This is a genomic window from Candidatus Bathyarchaeia archaeon (assembly GCA_038883335.1).
In the GTDB taxonomy this organism is placed as follows: domain Archaea; phylum Thermoproteota; class Bathyarchaeia; order Hecatellales; family Hecatellaceae; genus JAVZMI01.
Window position 1 is genome coordinate 109,996 of the sequence record JAVZMI010000002.1, and the last position, 20,887, is coordinate 130,882.

Sequence of the window (20,887 nt, forward strand, 5' to 3'; positions counted from 1 at the left end):
GCCCCCATCGGTAGGCTTATTAGAACTATATGAGCCCTTACTACTGGTTTAGCTTGATTACTCGAGAAGATTGCAAATATAGAGGAACTGTGAAGATTGGAGAGAAAGAGTGGAATTGGTGCTACCTTTTCAATGCGAAGATAGACGATGTAGACTGCGCTAACTGCGGCTATTCGCGTTTGTTTAAGGCTTCAACTAAGATAGAGTCGCTCCCAGTAATCTAGAGCTGATAGTCTGCAAATAATCGGGCTGACGAGCACGCCTAATTTGGGAGAAGATTAGGATAATGAATTGGAAACCATATGGTGGTTATTTTTTAATCCTCGCAAAGAATATAAACGAGGGAAACCTGGTGGTTGAAAGATCATGGGGCGGATAATAAAATATCAACGAAGCGTTATCCCTTCTTGCGATGTTAAATTGATTGGCGAGTTTAGGAGACTAATTGAGCAAACTTGTGATGTCGAAGGAATTGGCGGCTACAAGGTTGGGTCTATTTTAACGTTACGTTACGGACTACCTACACTGGTTAAGGTTGTCCGTGAATTTACAGATTTGCCGGTTATATATGACCACCAAAAAGCCATGACCGATATACATGATTTGGGAAGAGACTTCGCAGAGGTAGTGAAAGAGTCTGGTGTCGATGCATTAATAGGTTTTCCTCAGTCAGGTCCAGCAACTCAAGAGACGTGGATTAAGGCTTGTAAAGATGTTGGGTTGGAGGTAGTTATTGGTGGAGAGATGACTCATCCAAAGTACAAGAGGAGTGATGGAGGTTACATTGCTGATGAAGCGTTGGATGAAATATATTTGCTCGCCGCAAGATTAGGTGTGAATAACTTTGTGGTTCCTGGAACAAAGGTGGAGAGAATCATACACTACAGGTCAATACTACAGCACATAGTTCAGGGTGATTTGACACTTTTTATACCTGGGCTAATCACTCAAGGGGGCATAATCACCGATGTGGCTAGAGTTGCTGGAGATTCGTGGCACGCCATAGTGGGAAGAGCCATATACGGGACGAAAGACTTCCACGCTGCTGCGGGGGAGTTGACGAGACAGTTATTCAAATGAGGTGAGGAAGTGTCGAGACTTAACTTGGTTAAAAGGTTACATGAGATTGGCGCTATAAAATTCGGTGAGTTTAAACTTAAAAGTGGAAAGATAAGTCCATACTACGTTGATTTGAGAATTCTACCCTCCTACCCAAGTGTCCTACGTGAGGTAGGCAGAGTGATGGGGGAAATGATCTACAGTTTGCCAGAAAAGCCTACACGTTTATGCGGCATACCAGCAGCGGGTTTGGCGATAGCAACCATGGTTGGGGTGGAGACAGGTGTGCCTACTGTTTATGTGAGAAAAGAACCTATGGTTTACAGAGATTTGTTAATGAAGCTCAGAACTTTTATCAAAGAGAGAAAATATCAACCAGACGAGATTCCTGGCGTAGAGAAAGCCATCGAGATAATCGAGGAGTTGAGTGGGTTAAAGACCCATGGAATTGCTAGATATGTTGACGGTGAGCTGCAAAACGGAGACAGGATAGGTATAGTTGACGATCTGATCACAACAGCTGAGAGTAAACTGGAAGCTAGAGATTTGATCAAGCTTGAAGCTGAGAGGAGAAATTTAAACGTTAGAATTATTGGGGTTTACGTCCTCATTGATAGGGAACAGGGGGGGAGGGAAGCCCTACAAAAAGAGGGCCTTAAACTATATTCTGTAGCTACTATTAGGGATGTCGCAAAGTGGTTAAAAGACCTCGGGAATATCTCCCCTCAGATGTATAGCACTATCGTCAATTACACTACATCTGAAAGAAAAGCTGCTTGTTTAGAGTAATTTTATTAAACCAACAGTTTCTTAGAGGAACTTAGGTGAGAGACAAGGAATTACAGCCGTGAAGCACGACTGTGAGGGCGGACGCAACCATTCCTATTCAACACCGAATTTATCCAGTTAAGACATAAGTATGCATGCTTCTTTGTCTTTCCATGATAGACTTTAAGCTTTTATTCTCACCCTTTCCGATTACGGCATTATAACCTGTAATTTCTATCTAACACGCACCCGAGAATATGTCTGAGTTTAGGATTGACACCAAATTTATATGGTATTCGAGGAAGATACTGTTAACAAGCATAGAATACGTAATAAAAGGAACAGGATAACTGAGATGAATATCCTGCTCGTCCAACCTCCAACTAGGCCAGACTTGGAAACCCTCGCCGCGTTAGATATGGTTGCACCCTCCATGGGACTAGCCTATCTTGCGGCTGTTTTAGAGAGAGCTAATTACAAGGTAGAAATCCTCGACGCCCCCGTTTACCGAATGACCTTCGACCAATTGCGAGATGAGTTCGTGAGGAGGAAACCGGATATCATTGGGCTGACCGCTACCACTGCTACAATAAATGAAGCTCTAAGAGCCGCTAGGATAGCTGAGGAGAGCAGCCCTGACTCGAAGATACTCCTAGGTGGTGCCCATTTTACCTTCACACCAGAGCAGACAATGAGGGAGAACCCCGCCATCGATATAGGGTGTATAGGAGAAGGGGAGGAAACCATCGTGGAACTTGTGAAGACGATAGAAGCTGGGGGGGATCTCAAGCAGGTTAAAGGGATAGTCTTTCGAAGAGACGGCGAACTGGTAAGAACACCGCCGCGACCATTAATAGCCAACCTTGACTCACTGCCCTTCCCAGCCCGCCACCTCCTCCCGATGGGGGAGTACCGAGCCTTTGGTAAGAAACGAATACTGGGAACAATCCTTACAAGTAGAGGCTGCCCCTTCCAATGTGTTTTCTGCTCTTCCTCTCTACTGTTCGGGAAGAAGTTCAGGGCTAGGAGTCCTAAGAACGTAGTTGACGAAGTAGAGGAGTTCCAGCAGGCCTACAAAGCCCCCTATGTGGAGTTTGTAGACGACACATTTACACTAGACCGGAAGAGAGCGGAGGCCATCTGTGACGAGATCAAGAGGAGGAAGCTGGGTACCGTATGGGTATGCTCCACGAGGGTGGACATATTGACTAGAGAACTTCTGGAGACTCTGAAGAGTGCTGGGTGTGTTATGATATACTTCGGCGTCGAGTCTGGCGTTCAACGGGTTCTAGACCTGATGAAGAAGGGCATAAAGGTTGAACAGAGCATAAGATGTATGAAGTGGGCTAGGGAGCTAGGCATAAAGACGGTCGCCTCGTTTGTGATAGGCATGCCTGGAGAGACAAAAGAGGAGATAGAACAGACCATAAGGTTTGCCAAGAAACTAGACCCAGACTACGCCCAGTTCTCCGTCGCAACACCCTATCCTGGTACTGAGCTGTATGAGATGGCTAAAGAGCAAGGTTTGTTACTCACGGAGAATTGGTCACGATACACAGTCATAAAGCCTGTCTTAGCTACGCGGGAGTTTACCGAGGAGGAGCTAACAAAACTCCTAAAGAAGGCATACCTCAGGTTCTACCTGAGACCTAAGGTTCTCTGGCGTTACATTAAAGGCGGCCAGTTCAAGGAGATGATAGTTCAAGGGCTTGGGACCTACTTCAAGCGAAGTCTGAGACTGCCGAGAGTTATGGGGAAGAGCTCACTTAAGTGACGCTTGCCTCCACGATTTTTAAATCTAGGCTTTATTGACAAATGCTGCTTCATACTAGAGCCCAGCAAAGGGCGTGGACAAACTGTGATAAGGGCAGGGAAGCTATGGCGCCTTGTCTCCTACCTAAAGCTTCCGGTTCACTATGTGTTCAACTATATTCTTTGGGCTGAATAAATATGTGGAAGCTAGTGGAAGAGCTTTCTTTAGGCTGGTTTCTATTGAACTTGCAGGGTAGCCGAGTTTGCAGGGGATTGCGTGAGATAAGAAACCAAGTCGCTCGATTTTAACGATCTTTCGAAGACTTCCAGCCTTTGCCAGCGCATTCTTTATCTGTCTTCTAGTCACACCAACGACTACAACTCTCTCAAGTAAATCCGAAATCCACCCCATCAACGTTAAGAGCTGAAGACTGGTAAACTCGACATAAACCCGCCGTTTACACTCATCAACTGTTACAACCCTAACCTCGACAGGAACCCCTTCGTTTAGACAGAATAGATCTGCTAGAGCAGGCAACGGGAGATCTCTACCATCTAGCAAGTATGCCTTCAGGTGTTCCTTCGTTATAGACCCCTCATACACCGAGGAGCCAAGGTCTAACAATAGCTCTGCCTCGCCAGAGTTGATCTCTTTCACGGTTGCCTTTAAAATATAATTGGTTGGGGGAGGCATCTTGAGCGCCTCGGTCAACACGAGGTTCCGGCTTAGTAGCGAAGTGAGGACCTCTGCGTCTTCGCCGCCAACTTCAATTGAAAGATGCCCACTCTCATCTAAACCCATTAGAGCGAAGTTTACATTTAGACCTAAGGAGAGCGATCTCAGGAGTTGGGATAGGGCATACTCGACCTCATTCAGGTTTGTCTGTGGAATCTTCTCAATCAGCGTGAGGGTGGTCAAAGATCTACATCCACTAAACTAAATTCTGTAAAGAGAGCCTTGAGACGACTAACGGCTGGATGGTCGTATCCTAAGCTTCTGGCGAAGTCTTCTAATGCTTCGTCACAGTTAACTATACGGTCGCCCTTAATCCGTTTATCAGCGTATGCGACTATCTTTTCCTCTAGGGTTTCAGGGATAAAGTCACGGTTAGGCAGCCCCAAAGCTGAAGCCTCCTCGGCTGAGATGCCAGCCCCCACATGCCTCTCGATTATGTTTACCACCTCTTTAGGTAGCCCAAGGGCGCAGGCTATCGTGCCACCACAATAACCGTGATCTGCACCGTGAGTCCTAGAGCGCCCAATATCGTGTAGGATGGCACCTACTTCTATAAGATGGGGGTTTATGTTGAGCCCTTGCCTCCTCAAACCTTCAGCTATCTTTAGAGCGAAGTCTGCGACCTTCTTTGCATGTTCTATAATCTCTGTGGAGCAGCCAGCTTCCTTTAGAATATTTAATGCTTCACACCTTGAGGGGAGACTACTCGCTTTCAATTTCCTCCTTAAGCATGTTAATGGTCTTAGTTAATGTCTCTAGGATCTTCGTGTTATCGAAGTGTTCGAGGTTTCTCCCACACTTAGGACACCTGAAGATCGATTCCATAGCTTCTTCGAAGGTAAGCCTCTGGCAGTCATTACTTTTACAGTAATAAAAGTCGTGTGATTTCTCATACTCAAGTCTTGCGTTCAGTTTATCTAGGATTCTTCGCTTTTGCGTCTTAACGACGGTATCCAACCGCTCGGGTTGGGGTTTCCAATAAAAAATTATCCAACCAGTCTTCTCATCTTGAATGCTCTCGGTGAAGGTTAGAGAGAAGTTACTGAGCTTGAAGAGGATCCTCCTTATATCGTTAAGTTTAACTCCGGTGGCCCTAGCTAACTCGTCCTCGGTGGCTTTACCTTTAGCCATAAGCTCCTTCATAATCTTCACAGCATCCTCACCGAACCTCGACACCACCCTATAGAGCAAGGACTCGTCCACCATCTACGGCACCTAGACCATCGCCCGATTAGCGTAAATCACGTTTTTACCATCCAGCGATGAAACTACTCTTAACCTCGCCCCATCAAACCTGAATGATAACTCGCGCCCCTCGAAAAGCCTGTCGAGGAATACCGCCAAAGCGGCAACCTCCGAGTGAGGTTGGTTCGTTACGCTCACATTGTAGTCGGCGAGACTATAAAGTTCGCCAGGAACCTTTGAGGCGCCCACCACGACCAACTTATCCCGGTTAGATGCTCTGATTTTACCAATAACCTCTTCGACGTTAAGGCCATACATGGTCAGGTGGATAACCTCTCCTCCATTTGCCTTCCAGTCGTGAATAACTTTTCTCCATGGAGCCCCTGTTACGACGTTGAAATCTCCACCCCAGTTTTTGACAACCTTATGTACGGTGGTCTCTACTCTTCTATCGAGAGTGTCAGCTATAATAACCCCATCCGCTCCTAGGGCACGAGCTGCTAGTGCAACATGGGAGGTAACCCTCAAATCCCTAGATGGACGATGACCAAGGCGCAAGACCGTGACATTATACTTGCTGAGTTTCAAGTACTTGACCACCTGCATTCTCTATATGGTTCTTTATCTTGTCTATTACTAAGCCAGCGGATTCCACAGTAATCGTTACAGACTTCTCACCGTAAAGTTGACTCACAACCGAGGAAAGTGTGTGGATTTTTGAGATCAACGACAGAGACGACGAATTTAAAGGTAGCCTGAAGGACGCCTTCACGAAGCCTTTCAACTTCTCAAAGATCATCCGCTTTAATTTCTCGAGGTTAATAGAGTACAAGGCGCTGATAGGCACCGGGTTCGGCGCAAGTCCTTTTAACTCTTCCAGAGTTTTATCTAATGTAGTTGAGTCGACTAGGTCGACCTTATTAAAGGCTGTAATTATGGGGGTTGTGCACACACCTATCTCCCTCAAAGTCTTCAAGCAACAACGCAGCTTCCTCTCTATTTCGGAGATGTTCTCGCTAACGTCAACAACTAGAACTATCAAGTCTGAGAAGACCGTCTCATCTAAGGTAGATTTGAAGGCCTCTATCAAGGTTATGGGTATCCTGTCTATGAAGCCAACAGTGTCAGTTAAGAGAGCCTTCTTTCCGTGAAAGTCGATGGTTGAGGTCTTTGGGGATAATGTTGTGAAGGGTCCTCTATCAACCTTCGCGGGTACCGAGGTTAAGGCTTTGAATAGCGTACTCTTCCCTGCGACGGTATAGCCCGCCAGAGATATGGTCTGCAAGCCTAGGTCAGACCTTAAAGTCCGCTTCACCTGCTTCATCCTCCTCAGCCTCAGAAGCTGAGCCTCGATGCTGGCAACACGCCGTTTTATCGCTTCAAAATATACGTCTACTTCATACCTGCCCAGACCGTGGAAACCGGGCTGCTCGCCTTTTTTAGCCAACCGCACCTTCTCTTTAGCCTGAGTTAACTCGTAACGCAATCTAGCAAGTTCGATCTGGAGCTTAGCTTCCCTCGTAGATGCATTGCGGCTGAACACTTCGAGGATAAGTTGGAATTTGTCGATCACTTCCACACCAGTCGCCTTTGCAATATTGTAGGCTTGGACAGGCTTCAGCTCATTCTCAAATATTACTCGCTGGGCATTAGTCTCTCTAACAAGCCTAGCTAGTTCCTCCAATTTGCCTTTGCCAATTTGATATCGCGAATCTGGAGCCCTAACTTGCTCGAGAGTCTCCACCACACAGTAACCTGCAGACTCAGCTAAGCTTTGAAGCTCCCCAAGCAAGCTTACATTCCCAAGCCTACGCTCGACCAGAATCACCGGCAACCTGAACATTTCACTTCTCCTGTTTCTTGAATGTAACCACATCGCCTATAGTTAAATCGTAACGCAGAGGAGGGGACGTCTGTGTAACTGGAAAGTCCTCCTTCACCAAGAGGGAGACACCTAACACATGCTCCAACTTTTTAGCTATTAACAGGCTAGGGGTGAGCTTTGATGTCTCTATTTTCCCGATAAGGGAGGCTTTCTCATTGATCATCTTACCCAACTCTTCCTGAGACCAGCCATGCTCCTCACGGGCTTTCCTCACCCTTAAACCGTAGTCATCCACGACAGCATAAACATCTGGTCGGATGTCTGAGAGACCCCTGCTCTGCCTGATTGGCGGAGGAGCCCGAGTTGCTACGCTATTTTTCCTAGATAGACTAGAGCTTACCCCGCCCGTTTTAATGTCTAATGTCCCAAGCTTTGCGCACTCTACACAGGCTAGAAGCCTAGCGCCCTCGATGGACACGGGAAGGAGCTTGTTAGGAGAGACTTTACCGCAAATCTCACATCGCATATCGAGTGACCTTTGAGATCTATTAAAGATATAGTATAAACTCGGTATTATTTTTATGGTTGGCGATAATCTAAGGGTGACGCAGTGCGTAAGCTGAACTTTGGATAAGAAGTCGTAGGCCATGGTTAACGGCAGTAGCCGGCTCCAATGATTACGCTTCACAATTGGAGTGTGAACCGTGGCGGACCTTGACCGCTACACCCAACCTGAAGAGAGACATCTCACAACCCGCCAACACAGCTCTCCCAACTGCTAAGACTTCATCTCTACTGTTCGTCACCACAACCTCATCCCGGGGTCTTATATTAGGATCTGCCACCTTTACATGCTTTGCGAAGACACTCCTCCCAGCCCTTATGAACTCTTCGATATCGCCAGCTACGACGACTCTTAACCGTGGAGACTTGAAGGTTTTGAGGAGACGCTTCGCCCCCTCCACAGTCAACCCGAAGAGACCGTCTGTGGGCCTCAACGTTGCGAGAAGTTTACCTTTCAGATACACATGTCTGACTTTTCCTGTGGTGGGTGAGAGTTTGATTCTGACACTCTTGGGGAAGAGAGATACACCTGCCCCTCTACCAAACTGGTAGTCTGCGATGCTCCTTATCTTTAGGAGACTCTCATCTTTTTGAGATGGTTTTAATAGTGAACCCGTAATGTACCACCTAAAGCTGCTAGGTTTAATTTTTTGGAACAATAGTTTATATCCCTATCGTGCATGTCAAGAAGGTTGATGCGGCATTTAACTCTGTCTTAGCTAACCCGGATGGCTTAGATTAATAGCTACGTTATGTCATTTTTTTTATTGGAGTGCTTATAGCCATGAAGCGGCTGAGTTCGAGGGAAGCTAAGAGGATGATGAGCCGTATAGGCATAGATGCAAAAGAGCTCCCAGAGGTGAGAGAAGTCATCTTTAAGACTGATACGAAGGAGATGGTGGTTCGAAACCCAACGGTTACAGTCATAGACTTTCAAGGCCAGAAGATGTTCCAAGTTATTGGAGAAGGTCTAATAGAACGTATCACTGCTCCTACACAGGTAACCGTTGAAACCAAGCCGAAGACACCCGACGAGGACATTCAACTCGTCGCTACACAAGCAAATGTGAGCCTAAACGAGGCTAAAGAGGCTTTGGAGAAGACGGGAGGGGATCTGGCGCAGGCGATATTGCTACTGACTTCCAAGAGGAGGTGAAGCTGCCTCTTCGGCGGCTTCATGAATCATCTTTATCCTCTTAAGTCTGAAGAAGTCCTCCCTCGCCATCTCCTCCAGATGGAACTGAATGAACCGTATATTATTTTCAAATCTAGGGATGATAACGTTCTCCAGAGCGTTAACTCTCCTCTTCGTCATCGTAACAGCCTCAGCCAACCGTTTTACAGCCGTCTCAATCTCAGCCAGCTCCACGATCGTTTCAAGAACCTTCTCGAAGGTCTTAATTGCATCATCGACGGTAGCTGTTGTCTCTGGGAAATTATACCACCAACCTTTCTCAGAAACCCTCTCAGCGGAAAGTTCTAGTAGCGGGATAGTAACGCCAATTATGTTTCGGTACCTCTCATTAACGTTAAAACGATCAGGGGCCGTGTAAGATATTTCTTCGAGTTTTCTTGGCCCGAGTATTATCTGCGCCACCATGAAATTCCTGTAAGCGGACTCAAGTGCCTTGTTCAATCTTTCACGGAGTGGGCCGACATCCCGTACATACTTGAGGAAGTGCATTAACAATGCATCCCTCTTCTCAACGAGGAGGTCATGCCCCCTCTTTGCTAGTTTAACTCTTCTCCTCAAAGTCAATAGCTCAGCACGTGTAGCCTTCACGGTCGAGACCCGCTCACTGGACAAAATAGAACCACCCCTGCTGGAGTATAATTTTATACTATATGCCTTTTAACTGTTGCTTCTGTATGGCGAAGTCTTCCTTTTTTATAAACCGCCATTCTCCAACTAGAACATCGTAGATGTCGTCTGAGTCGACTATGATTTCAAAACGGTCTAGAAGTTCAGCCAACTTTTGGGCGAGAATGTGGTAGCATATTGGAGTGGTACCCTCGATTACATGGAAGTAGAAGTCGTCACAACTGCAATAATTTGCTGCAGGAATTACTTGGTAGTCTCGCTCTTTCCCGACCACTACCCATACAAGTCTCCCACTAGGCTCGAACACATATTTCTTTACAGCCAACTCATCTACTGCCTTTAGGGCGTTAACGAGACGCTTACCGAAGATTGCGGATAATTTAGCTTTCTGGCCATCTGAGAGACCCTTTAAATTATCTATTCCCTCGCAGATTTTATTTAGCGCATCAATCTCTTTATCCAAAATCTGTTCCGCCATGAGGGTAGGTTTGATTAGTTTATTTATGGGGCAGAGGTAAAATTCTTTCGGTGCGATGTTTGATACGGCCTTATTTCCCTTGGCCTGCAGCTCTTATCAAAAATCGAGAGAAGACCATTGTAGTATCAGACCTTCACTTAGGTTTTGAGGCTGAGCTTGTGAGGATGGGAATAAATCTGCCATCCCAAACTTATAAGATAGAAGCCAACCTTACCAAGCTTATAGAGGAGACTAGGCCCGACCGCCTCATAATATTAGGTGATCTGAAGCATGGCATACCGGTCGTCTCCTTGTTAGAGCGGCTAGATCTGCCAAGATTTATCGAAAAAATCAGTGAGAAGGTACCCGTGGAGCTGATACTCGGCAACCACGATGGGGGAATCTCACGTTTAGCCAAGAAGGACCTCACCATCAGGTCTAGTAGAGGGTTATTAATGGAAGGTAACGATAAGATAGGCCTGTTCCATGGCCATACATGGCCGGCTCAAAAGCTCTTCGAAGCTAGATACTGGATTGTAGGTCATATACATCCGGCAATCCAGTTCAGAGGTCTCTTTGGGTTCAAGACTATAAAGCCTATCTGGCTCAAGGTGAGGTTAGATTCTGAAAAGATAGTTAAGGGCTTTCTCAAAAATAGGAACATAGAGGTAGAGCATGGAGATGCCGCGGAGACTCTATATAAAAAGTTCGGAGTCAAAGTTGGATGTACCAATATGATCATTATGCCAGCGTTTAATGAAATGCTGGGTGGACTCGCATTAAACGCCATAACTCACGATGAACTTTTAGGCCCAATACTTAGAAATGCAGCTGCAGAGCTAGAGACCTCAGAGGTCATACTGACAGACGGAACCTTTCTAGGGGAGTTGAAGGATCTAAAGAGGTTTTCATGATTTACGATGAATACACAAACGGCCAGATTTTCGCTCACAAAATTCGAAAATTCAAAACCACAACCAAAACTTAGTGAAGGAAAGCTTTTAGATGTTTGAATACTACATTAGAGAGACCAATATCAGACAAAGTTCCACTTTCACATAGGCAGGAGAGTTGAAAACCTTATTTCACACGCAGAGCCTTTCGAGTAGCCAGTAACCTAAAGGATGTGGTGAGAGTGCCTCTAATAATCGGCGTCTTTGGGAAGGGTGGTGTAGGTAAAACCACTTTCACCGCGCTACTCCTTAAGGCACTTATCGAACGCCGAAAGGAATTGGAGACGAAACTTGGGAAGACACCGACGATTTTAGCTGTAGACGCGGATCCGAATACTTGTCTGCCAGCCGCCTTGGGGGTGAAAAAATTCACTACCCTTGACCATCTTACCGAGGAGTTTAAAGGGAAGTCTATTGACCCCGAACTCTTCCAAAGCAGGTTCCAGAACCTCATGTTGGAGAATGAGCAGGAAGACTATGATCTGTTGGTTATGGGCAGGGGGGAGAGCGGCGGCTGCTACTGCTATATTAATTATCTACTAAAGCACGCTGTAGAAAAATATGTATTGAAAGGAGACTACGCCTACGACTTTATTCTAATGGACTGTGAAGCAGGACTTGAGCAAATATCAAGGAAGACCGCCTCTTGGGTCGACAATCTCGTCATACTCACCGACCCCTCAGAAACAAGCTTAAAAACGCTTGAGCGAATAAAGAAGACATTGTCGGAGCTCTCACTGAAAGAGGGCATCCCGGTAGGGAGGGTCTTTATTTTAGGCAACCTTGCAAGAGAGTTCCCAAAGGGCTCATACCCATTCATAGAGGAAAAGATCAGATCTCACACGAAAAGCATAGGCGCCGAGTATTTAGGAACTCTACCCTACGAAGCGAAAATTCAAGAGCTCAACTTAGCTGGGAGGCCGGTGGTGGAACTCCCTCGCGAAGTAGAATTTTACCGGAAGATAGAAGAGGTCTTAGAGAAACTAATAGCAGCGGCCACAAAAAAGGATAGACCAAACTCCTAAACTGAGAGCCCTACCATGATAGCCCTATGGAAAGTTTTAAGTTAATTTATAGAGAATACCACCCATCCTAACTGGGATTAAGGAGGGTAGATCAAGGTGGAGGTAGAAATCGAGGACACCTTCGCGGAAGCATTCCCTATGTGGGCCAGTAGAATGTTAATAACAGCCACCAATGAGAAGTGGGCTCTAAAATCAGCCCAAGCCGCCACGGGCTTCGCTGTGTCGGTAATTATGTCACCAGCCGAAGCTGGAATAGAGAAAACAACCCAGCCAAATGAGACTCCTGATGGAAGACCAGGAGTCATAATTCAGGTTTACCATAACAGTGGTCACGCGTTGAAAGATCAGCTCCTGCGGAGAACTGGACAATGCATAATGACAGCACCCACAACAGCTGCCTTCGACGCGATGGGCGAAAGAGCAACAAAACGGCTGAAGATAGGATCCAGTCTCCGATACTTCGGCGACGGTTTCCAGAAAAAAGACACCCTCGGCGGGAGACGTATATGGCGCATTCCAGTAATGGAGGGCGAGTTCATTGTAGAAGATAAATTTGGCGTGAAGCTAGGGGTTGCTGGGGGGAACTTTTTGGTCATGGCCGAAAGTGCAGAGGCAGGTTTGACAGCTGCGGAAAGCGCTGTTGAAGCAGTCATAGGCAAAGTTGAAGGTGTCATCATGTCTTTTCCCGGTGGAGTCTGTCGGTCTGGCTCGAAGGTTGGCTCCTTAAAGTATAAGCTGCCTGCCTCAACAAACCACCCCTTCTGCCCCACTTTGCGGGGCGTAGTCCCTGAGAGCCGAATACCAGAAAACGTGAAATGTGTCTATGAGCTGATTTATAATGGTATAAATCTCGCCTCTGTGAAGATGGCGATGAAATTGGGTATTGAGGCTGCGGCTAAGACCCCAGGTGTCGTAAAGGTCTCTGCGGCGAATTTTGGAGGTAAGCTAGGCCCATATAAGATACACCTTAAGAGATTGGGGTTGTCCATTTAATAGGTAGGAAAATTTGTTGCAGCCGTTTTGGTCTATTTTAGGATTCTGAGCCTACGTGATGAATGCTGATTACATTAAATCATCATAGCTGGCAAATGCAGTAATCTTTAAGTTCGATAACCTTTAATACTCTAAAGATGAGGTCTAAAAGATGACTTCTGAAACCGAGTCTGCTGCTGAGGCAACAACGAAAGCTGCGGAGAAGCCAAAGACTACCACTTACGTTAAGGCTCTCCCCCTCTCCGACTATGTGGATATTTCAAAGATCAAGAATGAACTTGACGCTGGAAACATATTAATAGTCAAGATAACCCCGATGGCGGAGAAGAGCATTGAAGACGTGAAAAGCGCCATCGACGAGTTGAAGTCTTACGTGGAGACTATTGGGGGAGACATAGCAAGACTTGGGGAAGAACGAATAGTGGTGACACCCTCGCCCATAAGGATCTGGCGGAAGAAAGCTATAGAGACCATCACAACGCAGACAGCTAAGCCTGCTGAAACGGATTATTAAAAGGGGCAGTGCTACTTTTTTTACGTAATCAACATAGCCGTATAGTCTCCAAATTTGAGGGGGCGACCGCATTCACTTTAAATAGTCCCCTAATCGCGGATGCAAGGCTTAGACACTTGCTCTTCTCCCCGTGGCATACGATAACTCGCTGAGGTTTGGGTGTCATCTTCTTTAGATATGCGATGAGTTGATTCCTGTCTGAGTGGCCTGAGAAGCCTTCTATGAACTCAACATGCATTTTGACATTCAACGCCTCCACTTTGCCGTTAGCATTAACCAAAGAGATCTCTCTAGCACCCGATTGAATTCGGCGACCCAAAGTTCCTTCGAATTGATAACTCACCAGCACAAGAGTATTCTTCTCATCAGAGGCCAGGTGTTTGAGATACTCGAGAGCTGGCCCCCCTTCCAGCATTCCTGAAGTAGCTAAGATGATACACGGCGAACCTTCTACAATCTCTTGGCGGGCCTCAGGGTTCTTAATTGGAACGAAATAATCAGATTGGAAGGGGTTGAGATCTTCGTATAGGATCTTACTCTGCAGCTCCTTTGACAGATACTCTGGGTAGGCGGTGTGGATGGCTGTGACCTCATTTATCATCCCCTCTATAAAAATTGGAACTTCTTTAATCAAACCTTTACGCATATGCTCATCTAAAACCAACATTATCTCTTGAGCCCGCCCCACGGCGAGAACTGGAATAAGAACCTTACCTCCTCGGCTAAGTGTCTCATTGACGACACTTGCAAGCTTCTGCTCAACATTCGCTCTACTAGGCATAACATCCTGCGGCAACCCATACGTGCTCTCCATAACTAAAGTCTCAACTCTAGGGAATGCGACGGTGCTGGCCTCTAGGAGCGTAGTCTGCATAAACTTAAAGTCCCCTGTATAGACAATGTTATGAACACCTTCACCTACGTGCAAATGCAAGATAGACGAGCCGAGAGTGTGCCCTGCGTTATGTAGTGTCAATCTAACATCAGGCGCCACATCGGTTACGACGCCGTAATTAACTGGGATAGCGTGAAGGACAACTTCGCGGACATTCTTATGGTCGTATGGGAGTGGCGCCCCCTCCTTACTGAGCACATCAAGGTAGTCAAGTTGGAGCAGAGTCATGAGACTCAAAGTGGGTTCTGAGCAGTAAACTGGCCCATCGTACTCATATTTATAGAGTAACGGCAGTAGCCCGCAATGGTCTAGGTGGGAGTGTGAGATAATTACAGCGTCTAAATCCTCTAGGTTGAACTCGTTGGCATCCAACCTTGGGAAACACTCCGCAGGATCCGAGGTAGCTGGATTTATGCCTGCATCGATGAGGATGTTGCTTTCCTTCGTCCTGAGCAGAATAGAAGACCTTCCCACTTGCTGGAATCCACCTAAGGGTGTCAGGAGAACTTCTTTATCACGGTATAATGTCGGCCGGAAGATCCTCTCCCCAACGGAGCGGAGGATGCGTTCTCTGTCTTTTACCTCCGAGTAGAGATAGTGCCGAATGTTCGCTATAATCTTTGACGGAATAGGGGGGCTTCGCAGAACATGAGGACGCCACCTTGTCGTTCTGATAATCTCTTGGAGCATAGACCCATTCTTGCAAATTACTAGGCCTGGCTTCTTTGCCTCTATCACCACCTCCCCCAAAGGGTGGTCGAAGATCAAATTAGTTATCTCAGCTTCAGGCGGGACAATGCTCCTAATAGTTGCTTCGGCTTCACTCTCAGGAGCCCTGACGGAGGGATCTGAGCGTATGGTTATCCTTTTCCGTAGCAGGTTGGCGATCTCAGCTACGATATAGTTCTTATCTACTAGAACATCTGGCCGCTTAGTGTAGATAGCTAATCGTGGACCTTCAAACTCTATCCTAGTTACCTCTGCCTCGGGTGGTACGTGCTGTAATATGGTTTGCTGTATCTTAGCTTGTGTACCTTCGCTGTTCAAGATGTTCACTGTCGATTTTTTGGGCGCCTTAAATAACTAAAAGCTGAAGCTTTTCACCCTCACTAAGCTCACGGTAACCTTCAGTAGTTACAACAGCTACGTCAAAACTGTCACCACTGGCCGCATCACGCTTCATAGCCGCGGTGACCGCCCTTACCACAAGCTGGATAGCCTCATTTAAACTCATATTTTCTCTATAACCATCCTCCAAAATCCCAAAGGCTACCGGGGAACCAGAACCAGTAGCGAAGAATTTTTTCTCCTCCGTGATACTTCCAAATGGGTCAAGTGTAAATATATGCGCTCCCTCAACATCTATTCCAGCTAATATAGCTTGCAATGACAGAGGTAACCACCTATTGGCGAACAGAATATTAGCGGCCAGCTGTGTGGTTGCTCGAACGGATATAGGTCTTCTGTTACTAACCCTGAAGAGTGCAGCGTTTGCTTTTAGTATGTCCACCACGTTTTGGGCATCAGCGACTGTGCCTGCTATTGTTATGGCAATGTGGTTGTCTATTGGGTAAACTTTCTTGCCACGCCTATGGGCGACAAATGTTCCCATCGTAACTCTTGTATCCGTAGCTAAGATGACACCATCTTTGCAGATGACACCCACGGTGGTCGTTCCCTTTAATACCAGTTCAGTGCCAAGTTTATATGGCTCCATCATAATTTGATTACTCCTAAAGTCGTGGAAGACTCCTCAAGCGGATAAACAGAGTATCGATAAAAAAGCTGTCTAACTTAAAAAGGTTTTTGGGATATTTAGAGAGGAAAGAGTTGAACAAGAGTAAGGTGTTGACTTTTATCTGGGAAGAACAATGTAGAGAGGACTTTAAGTTCACTTACGAAGGAGTAGCAGCGGAGTGTAGAGGTTGCAGATTTGCACCTGTTTGCCACGGCAACCTCGCCGTACATAGAACCTACCGAGTTTCGAAATTGAAGGACAAGATAGTGGAGTGTAAGGCTTTCGGCAAACATGTGAGGCTCGTTGAAGTCGAAGAGGCCGTATTAGAGGTGGCAGTTCGGCCCGAATCCGCCATCAATGGCGCGGTTATTAGGTTCCAGCCACCCATCTGTTCAGAGGTCTCGTGTAAATATTACGAAAAATGTGTTCCAGCAGCCCTACGGGAGGGAGACGCAATAAAGATAGTGAGTGTAGGTACAGGTTTCAACTGCCCTACATATGAACGTCGGCTGATTGAGGTTTCGGTTCTTCCTTACCAGACTCAGCCTTAACACTCTTCCGCTCATACCGTTCTACGAATTGCACCACATCTATTTCTGGGAAGAATTTTTGGATGTCAAACGCTATTCCTCGCAACGCCAAGTTCAACCCCTCCAAGGAGAGAGCCTCCTCAGCCACCACGATTTCCACCTGCCTATCTCTGATATCCACACCGAACTTCTCGGGGGGAACCGATGGAAGCCGGCGGTGAATTAAACCTCTAATCTTCTCAAGAGGAGTTTTAAGTAAGCCTTTAACCTCAACCTCATAGACCAGTGTCCGCCCAGCCAGAGGCAAGTTGAAATCGACCAGAACTCGCCCTGCCCCCACACTCCGAACTACGGCTGTTCTTCCCTCGAGCTCGATCTCCATACCAGGGCGAAGGGGCGTTTTTGTGTCGAATTTCTTCAGAGGGATCGACTTGATTTTGGAGGGATCCCTAAATCCAAAGGCTTTTTCTGGGGGTATCTCGACGGTCTCCTTCTTCCCAACCTCAAGTCCGATGAGTTTCTCGTCGAGGCTCTTCAAAACCCAGTTCTCTCCGAGGACTACGAGGATAGGTTCATAGTTGGCATTTTCACGGAATATGTTGGCCTGCCTAGCCACATCAGCCGAGGAGGTGTCGAAAATCTCTCCACTCTCTTTGACCTTAGCTGTATACTCAAGTAGAATGAAGTCCCCTTTTACTGTCGGCACCGCAACAATCCCCTTTTTTTACGATACCTACCTGCTAAAATTAAACCTTTAACTTTTTCCTCTATGCCACTATACGCGTAATTAATATTACGCAAAATTTGAGCGCGTAGTTAAGGTTTTATTTGGTTAAACAGATAGAGCCTAAGCAATTAGTTTACCCTTAAGTTGCGCAGTATGGCTTTTTAGGAGAACCTGTGGGCTACTAGTTTTTCAGCCGTAAGACGATTAAAAGGTAACCATTGACAGCGGTGCTCACAGCCAGCCTCACAGTAGGAGAGACAAAAGAGAGTGAAATGGTTATTCAGACTGTGCTAATTTGTTACTTAACAGTGGCGGCACTCAGCGTTGACTCACTGCCAGAAGCCCTTATAAGATTTGACGACAGCCCAATGACGCTCGTAAATGCTATATGTGTTGTGTGTTCTATATTGTGTATCTAGTTTTGAAGGTGATTAGATGGTTAAAGTTAAGGCGATAATGACAAAGGAGTTAGTCACCGTGAAGCCCGAGGCCACTGTGGCGGAGGCTTCCAAGGTTTTCGCAAAAAACAAAGTTGGATCCATACTGGTCTGTGAGAAAGATGAGCCTTGTGGAATAATCACGGAAAGGGATCTTGTGTACAATGTGCTGGCGCGCGAGTTAGACCCGAAGAAAGTTTTAGTTAAGGATATAATGTCGAAGCCGCTGGTGGCTATTGACGAAAATTCTGAGATTAGCGAAGCCGCAGAGCTGATGAATGCGAAGAACATAAGGAGAATTGCCATTGTCGATAAGAAAGGCAAACTCGCTGGGATAGTCACCACCAGTGATATAAGAAGATTCGTCGGTGAAGGATCTAGGTTCGACCTGCTCAAAGCTCTGCACGAGCGGTACCGCGGTTAAAGCCGCCAAGATTCACCTCAACCTCCCCATCCAAGGTGATAAAGGCAAAATTGCCGTATTTGGCAGACCCAGGGTTCACAAGGATGCTCCCGCCAAGTTTATCGACGCCGCACGCATCATGGATGTGACCACAGATAGCAAGTATAGGTTTCCTCTTTTCTATGAATGACCTTACAGCATGACTGCCCACATGGCTGGACATTGTATACGACAAGCGGTCCAATTTAGTTCTGAATGGGGGGGTGTGAGACAACAGAATAAGCTTACCCGTATTTTCGGCGGAGTCCATGGCCTCCTCTAGGATTTTTAAGATTTCTTTCTCTTCAAACTCTGAGGGTGTACCTAGGGGTGTTGGGTTTGAACCCCCCACGCCTATGAAGGAGTAGCCCCCAAAACTGTATATCCGCCCGTGGAGATCAAAGCATCCTTCAACGCTCATCTCAAAGACTTCAGGCAGATCACAGTTCCCTGGAACGTAGATAACTGGCAGATTGCACTTTCTTAACGCTAAAAGAATCTCTCTCGCCTTCTCCCATCCACCAAAGTTAGTGATATCGCCCGAGATAGTTATCAAATCGGCCTTAAGTTTTTGAGCCTCAGCTGCAGCGACCTCAGCTGACTTAACAGCTTCGTGAATATCCGCTAAGGCGAGGATCTTCATACCCACCACTTACCATAAATTAGTAAATAAACTTGTTAGGTTTAAATCACTCTTCACGCTTCTTTAAAGATTTTAAGAGAGCTAGATTTCTCATTATAAGAGGCTAGTAAGGTGAGCACAGCTTTCGCCCCTGCCCATATCACTGGCATATTCCAAGCACACCGCCACCCAGACCCCCTAAAATATGGCTCGCGGGGAGCTGGAGTCTGTCTCAAGCGGGGAGTCTACACCACTGTTAAGGCGGCGAGGGCTTTAAAGTGGAGGGTCAGAATCAGAATCAACGGGAGGATGACCCATGCAGAGGTCTCAAGAGCGGTCGTCGAAGCCTTTAAAGGGCTTACATCTGAACCTTACGAGTTATCAGTAGATCACCATGTCGAGGTACCAATCGGGGCTGGTTACGGTTCGAGTGGCGCTGGGGCTCTCAGTTTGGCTCTAGCTTTGAATGACGCTTTAAAGCTAAATTTATCCTACAGTGAAGCGGCTCAGATTGCTCATGTAGCGGAGATAGAATGTGGTACAGGTCTCGGAACCGTTCTAGCCGAGACTGCAGGAGGTGTTGAGATTAGGGTCAAGCCCGGAGCCCCCGGAATTGGGGAGGTGAAACAGATACCCACAAAGTCGGATGAAAAAGTGATCTCTGTCTACCTTGGCCAATTACCCACCCGCCCCATCCTCAAGGATGAAAAAGTCCAAGGGCGTCTGAGCGAAGTGAGCGGTCCACTGATGGAGAGGTTGATAAACGACCCTACTCTAGCGAATTTCCTAGCCCTATCAAGAGAGTTCTCGGACAGGTTAAGCCTCTATACGCCGCGCCTAGCGAATGTTATGAACGAGCTAAGTTGTCGCTATTCTGGGGTTTTCTCCATGAATATGTTCGGCGAAGCCCTATTCACGTTGGTGGGGACGGAAAAATACCATGAGTGCCTCAGCACTCTCGAACAGGTTCAAATCAACCCAGCGAAAGTGATAATCTCAGATATTGAATATCGTGGAGCGAGGCTAATTGGCTGAGATGAAGATACCGGACTCGCATCCAAGGGCTGAATCGCTCAGGATTAGGGAGAAGCTGATTAAAGCCCATATGGAGGGTTTAGTTGCGACAGCAGGCTTAATAGCCCACGGCAGAGGTGAGGCGTTCGATTATCTGTTAGGAGAGCAAACTCTACCCTTCGCGAAAAGAGCAGAGAGGGTAGCTGTTGCATTACTATTGAAAGCTGAGAAAAAGGTGATCTCAGTAAATGGAAACTCGGCAGCTTTATGTGCTGGCGATCTAGTTGAACTGAGCCGGTTGACTGGCGCGCAACTTGAGGTGAACCTCTTCTATAGAAGTGAAGAACGGGAGTTAGCGATAGCGAATGAACTCAAACGGTGGGGTGCCTCTGAGGTTCTAGGCGTGGAAGCCGCTGCCTCAACTAGCATACCTGGATTAATGGGCGGCAGGGGGAAAGTTGATGCGCGTGGAATTGCGGAAGCGGAGGTTGTGCTAGTTCCTCTAGAGGATGGAGATAGAACCGCTTTTCTCAGAAAGGCTGGCAAAGTCGTCATCGCAATTGACCTCAACCCTTTTTCAAGAACATCCCAGACGGCATCTGTAACTATAATTGACAACATCGTCAGAGCCCTCCCGAATATGTTGAATGAGGCACAGCTCTTGAAGCAGTCGCCAGAGAAACTAGACTCCATAGTGCTGGAGTACGACAACTCAGAAACCTTAAGTGAGGCTATAAATTTCATAAACTCGAGGCTACAACATATAGCGAACATTACACGCCGAAACCATGCTAGAGGCGCCTGAATTTCAGGCCACATTTACTGGAAG

General features: G+C 46.7%; 26 protein-coding genes. 13 read left to right on the forward strand and 13 right to left on the reverse strand.

What is annotated here, in order from left to right; all coding sequences use genetic code 11:
* Positions 1 to 89: 89 nt before the first annotated feature.
* From QXJ75_01755 to QXJ75_01770, 4 genes are all read left to right on the forward strand, one after another.
* Positions 90 to 224 (forward strand): hypothetical protein, encoded by a 135-nt coding sequence (locus QXJ75_01755; GenBank protein MEM3736804.1) that lies wholly within the window; start codon positions 90 to 92, stop codon positions 222 to 224.
* Positions 225 to 366: 142 nt separating this feature from the next.
* The gene (locus QXJ75_01760; protein MEM3736805.1) at positions 367 to 1,080 is read left to right on the forward strand and encodes an orotidine 5-phosphate decarboxylase; all 714 of its coding nucleotides are present in this window, start codon (positions 367 to 369) and stop codon (positions 1,078 to 1,080) included.
* A 9-nt stretch (positions 1,081 to 1,089) separates the two neighbouring features.
* A complete protein-coding gene (locus QXJ75_01765; protein MEM3736806.1) occupies positions 1,090 to 1,848 on the forward strand; it encodes a hypothetical protein in 759 nt (252 codons plus the stop codon).
* A 334-nt stretch (positions 1,849 to 2,182) separates the two neighbouring features.
* Positions 2,183 to 3,601, forward strand: coding sequence for a radical SAM protein (locus QXJ75_01770; protein ID MEM3736807.1), 1,419 nt, complete (start codon positions 2,183 to 2,185; stop codon positions 3,599 to 3,601).
* A gap of 123 nt (positions 3,602 to 3,724) precedes the next feature.
* Here the strand turns inward: QXJ75_01770 and QXJ75_01775 are convergent, their stop codons facing one another.
* The 7 genes from QXJ75_01775 to QXJ75_01805 all read right to left on the reverse strand — a co-directional run bounded on the left by QXJ75_01775 (position 3,725) and on the right by QXJ75_01805 (position 8,548).
* The gene (locus QXJ75_01775; GenBank protein MEM3736808.1) at positions 3,725 to 4,498 is read right to left on the reverse strand and encodes a DUF2110 family protein; all 774 of its coding nucleotides are present in this window, start codon (positions 4,496 to 4,498) and stop codon (positions 3,725 to 3,727) included.
* The gene (locus tag QXJ75_01780) at positions 4,495 to 5,031 is read right to left on the reverse strand and encodes an HDIG domain-containing protein (GenBank protein MEM3736809.1); all 537 of its coding nucleotides are present in this window, start codon (positions 5,029 to 5,031) and stop codon (positions 4,495 to 4,497) included. The genes QXJ75_01775 and QXJ75_01780 overlap by 4 nt, the downstream gene beginning before the upstream one ends.
* Positions 5,018 to 5,521, reverse strand: a complete 504-nt coding sequence (locus QXJ75_01785) for a transcription factor (GenBank protein MEM3736810.1) — start codon at positions 5,519 to 5,521, stop codon at positions 5,018 to 5,020. Before QXJ75_01785 ends, QXJ75_01780 begins: the two co-directional genes overlap by 14 nt.
* Before the next feature lie 9 nt (positions 5,522 to 5,530).
* Positions 5,531 to 6,088 (reverse strand): tRNA (cytidine(56)-2'-O)-methyltransferase, encoded by a 558-nt coding sequence (locus QXJ75_01790; protein ID MEM3736811.1) that lies wholly within the window; start codon positions 6,086 to 6,088, stop codon positions 5,531 to 5,533.
* Entirely contained in the window at positions 6,069 to 7,328 is a 1,260-nt protein-coding gene (gene hflX, locus QXJ75_01795; GenBank protein MEM3736812.1) for a GTPase HflX, read from the reverse strand. Before hflX ends, QXJ75_01790 begins: the two co-directional genes overlap by 20 nt.
* Before the next feature lie 16 nt (positions 7,329 to 7,344).
* Entirely contained in the window at positions 7,345 to 7,851 is a 507-nt protein-coding gene (locus QXJ75_01800) for a multiprotein bridging factor aMBF1 (GenBank protein ID MEM3736813.1), read from the reverse strand.
* 151 nt (positions 7,852 to 8,002) lie between these two features.
* Positions 8,003 to 8,548: a PUA domain-containing protein gene (locus QXJ75_01805; GenBank protein ID MEM3736814.1), complete on the reverse strand. Its 546-nt coding sequence runs from the start codon at positions 8,546 to 8,548 to the stop codon at positions 8,003 to 8,005.
* 125 nt (positions 8,549 to 8,673) lie between these two features.
* On the opposite strand from QXJ75_01805, the gene QXJ75_01810 reads away from it, so the two are divergent.
* A complete protein-coding gene (locus QXJ75_01810) occupies positions 8,674 to 9,045 on the forward strand; it encodes a nascent polypeptide-associated complex protein (GenBank protein ID MEM3736815.1) in 372 nt (123 codons plus the stop codon).
* Here the strand turns inward: QXJ75_01810 and QXJ75_01815 are convergent.
* Positions 9,022 to 9,696 carry a V-type ATP synthase subunit D gene (locus QXJ75_01815; GenBank protein MEM3736816.1) on the reverse strand — a complete coding sequence of 225 codons (675 nt, stop codon included), beginning with the start codon at positions 9,694 to 9,696 and terminating at the stop codon, positions 9,022 to 9,024. The two genes, QXJ75_01810 and QXJ75_01815, sit on opposite strands and share 24 nt — an antisense overlap.
* Before the next feature lie 34 nt (positions 9,697 to 9,730).
* Positions 9,731 to 10,189 carry an SWIM zinc finger family protein gene (locus QXJ75_01820; GenBank protein ID MEM3736817.1) on the reverse strand — a complete coding sequence of 153 codons (459 nt, stop codon included), beginning with the start codon at positions 10,187 to 10,189 and terminating at the stop codon, positions 9,731 to 9,733.
* 59 nt (positions 10,190 to 10,248) lie between these two features.
* On the opposite strand from QXJ75_01820, the gene QXJ75_01825 reads away from it, so the two are divergent.
* The 4 genes from QXJ75_01825 (at position 10,249) to sepF (ending at position 13,653) form a co-directional block, all read left to right on the forward strand.
* Positions 10,249 to 11,082: a metallophosphoesterase gene (locus QXJ75_01825; GenBank protein ID MEM3736818.1), complete on the forward strand. Its 834-nt coding sequence runs from the start codon at positions 10,249 to 10,251 to the stop codon at positions 11,080 to 11,082.
* Between the two features lie 215 nt (positions 11,083 to 11,297).
* On the forward strand, positions 11,298 to 12,146 hold the full coding sequence (locus QXJ75_01830) for an AAA family ATPase (GenBank protein ID MEM3736819.1): 849 nt from the start codon (positions 11,298 to 11,300) through the stop codon (positions 12,144 to 12,146).
* A gap of 90 nt (positions 12,147 to 12,236) precedes the next feature.
* On the forward strand, positions 12,237 to 13,139 hold the full coding sequence (gene fhcD, locus QXJ75_01835) for a formylmethanofuran--tetrahydromethanopterin N-formyltransferase (protein ID MEM3736820.1): 903 nt from the start codon (positions 12,237 to 12,239) through the stop codon (positions 13,137 to 13,139).
* Positions 13,140 to 13,290: 151 nt separating this feature from the next.
* The gene (sepF, locus tag QXJ75_01840) at positions 13,291 to 13,653 is read left to right on the forward strand and encodes a cell division protein SepF (GenBank protein ID MEM3736821.1); all 363 of its coding nucleotides are present in this window, start codon (positions 13,291 to 13,293) and stop codon (positions 13,651 to 13,653) included.
* A gap of 28 nt (positions 13,654 to 13,681) precedes the next feature.
* Here the strand turns inward: sepF and QXJ75_01845 are convergent, their stop codons facing one another.
* A complete protein-coding gene (locus QXJ75_01845; protein ID MEM3736822.1) occupies positions 13,682 to 15,595 on the reverse strand; it encodes a beta-CASP ribonuclease aCPSF1 in 1,914 nt (637 codons plus the stop codon).
* Positions 15,596 to 15,623: 28 nt separating this feature from the next.
* The gene (gene psmB, locus QXJ75_01850) at positions 15,624 to 16,268 is read right to left on the reverse strand and encodes an archaeal proteasome endopeptidase complex subunit beta (GenBank protein MEM3736823.1); all 645 of its coding nucleotides are present in this window, start codon (positions 16,266 to 16,268) and stop codon (positions 15,624 to 15,626) included.
* An 86-nt stretch (positions 16,269 to 16,354) separates the two neighbouring features.
* Here psmB and QXJ75_01855 point away from each other — a divergent pair, with 86 nt between their 5' ends.
* A complete protein-coding gene (locus tag QXJ75_01855) occupies positions 16,355 to 16,837 on the forward strand; it encodes a UPF0179 family protein (protein MEM3736824.1) in 483 nt (160 codons plus the stop codon).
* Here QXJ75_01855 and QXJ75_01860 read toward each other — a convergent pair.
* Positions 16,779 to 17,522, reverse strand: a complete 744-nt coding sequence (locus QXJ75_01860) for an FKBP-type peptidyl-prolyl cis-trans isomerase (GenBank protein ID MEM3736825.1) — start codon at positions 17,520 to 17,522, stop codon at positions 16,779 to 16,781. The two genes, QXJ75_01855 and QXJ75_01860, sit on opposite strands and share 59 nt — an antisense overlap.
* 456 nt (positions 17,523 to 17,978) lie before the next feature.
* Here QXJ75_01860 and QXJ75_01865 point away from each other — a divergent pair, with 456 nt between their 5' ends.
* Positions 17,979 to 18,404: a CBS domain-containing protein gene (locus QXJ75_01865; protein ID MEM3736826.1), complete on the forward strand. Its 426-nt coding sequence runs from the start codon at positions 17,979 to 17,981 to the stop codon at positions 18,402 to 18,404.
* Here the strand turns inward: QXJ75_01865 and QXJ75_01870 are convergent.
* On the reverse strand, positions 18,373 to 19,065 hold the full coding sequence (locus QXJ75_01870) for a metallophosphoesterase (GenBank protein MEM3736827.1): 693 nt from the start codon (positions 19,063 to 19,065) through the stop codon (positions 18,373 to 18,375). The two genes, QXJ75_01865 and QXJ75_01870, sit on opposite strands and share 32 nt — an antisense overlap.
* Positions 19,066 to 19,176: 111 nt before the next feature.
* Between QXJ75_01870 and QXJ75_01875 the strand changes: the two genes are divergently transcribed.
* Positions 19,177 to 20,079, forward strand: a complete 903-nt coding sequence (locus QXJ75_01875) for a hypothetical protein (protein ID MEM3736828.1) — start codon at positions 19,177 to 19,179, stop codon at positions 20,077 to 20,079.
* Position 20,080: 1 nt separating this feature from the next.
* Positions 20,081 to 20,863 (forward strand): phosphopantothenate/pantothenate synthetase, encoded by a 783-nt coding sequence (locus tag QXJ75_01880; GenBank protein MEM3736829.1) that lies wholly within the window; start codon positions 20,081 to 20,083, stop codon positions 20,861 to 20,863.
* The last annotated feature ends 24 nt before the right edge of the window (positions 20,864 to 20,887 follow it).

What these genes read in the sequence shown, in the direction of transcription:
- QXJ75_01880 (MEM3736829.1), top strand. Translation starts at nt 20,081, where the DNA reads ATGAAGATACCGGACTCGCATCCAAGGGCTGAATCGCTCAGGATTAGG.
- QXJ75_01785 (MEM3736810.1), bottom strand. Translation starts at nt 5,521, where the DNA reads ATGGTGGACGAGTCCTTGCTCTATAGGGTGGTGTCGAGGTTCGGTGAG.
- QXJ75_01770 (MEM3736807.1), top strand. Translation starts at nt 2,183, where the DNA reads ATGAATATCCTGCTCGTCCAACCTCCAACTAGGCCAGACTTGGAAACC.
- psmB (MEM3736823.1), bottom strand. Translation starts at nt 16,268, where the DNA reads ATGATGGAGCCATATAAACTTGGCACTGAACTGGTATTAAAGGGAACG.
- QXJ75_01760 (MEM3736805.1), top strand. Translation starts at nt 367, where the DNA reads ATGGGGCGGATAATAAAATATCAACGAAGCGTTATCCCTTCTTGCGAT.
- QXJ75_01800 (MEM3736813.1), bottom strand. Translation starts at nt 7,851, where the DNA reads ATGCGATGTGAGATTTGCGGTAAAGTCTCTCCTAACAAGCTCCTTCCC.
- sepF (MEM3736821.1), top strand. Translation starts at nt 13,291, where the DNA reads ATGACTTCTGAAACCGAGTCTGCTGCTGAGGCAACAACGAAAGCTGCG.
- QXJ75_01810 (MEM3736815.1), top strand. Translation starts at nt 8,674, where the DNA reads ATGAAGCGGCTGAGTTCGAGGGAAGCTAAGAGGATGATGAGCCGTATA.
- QXJ75_01820 (MEM3736817.1), bottom strand. Translation starts at nt 10,189, where the DNA reads ATGGCGGAACAGATTTTGGATAAAGAGATTGATGCGCTAAATAAAATC.
- QXJ75_01865 (MEM3736826.1), top strand. Translation starts at nt 17,979, where the DNA reads ATGGTTAAAGTTAAGGCGATAATGACAAAGGAGTTAGTCACCGTGAAG.
- QXJ75_01870 (MEM3736827.1), bottom strand. Translation starts at nt 19,065, where the DNA reads ATGAAGATCCTCGCCTTAGCGGATATTCACGAAGCTGTTAAGTCAGCT.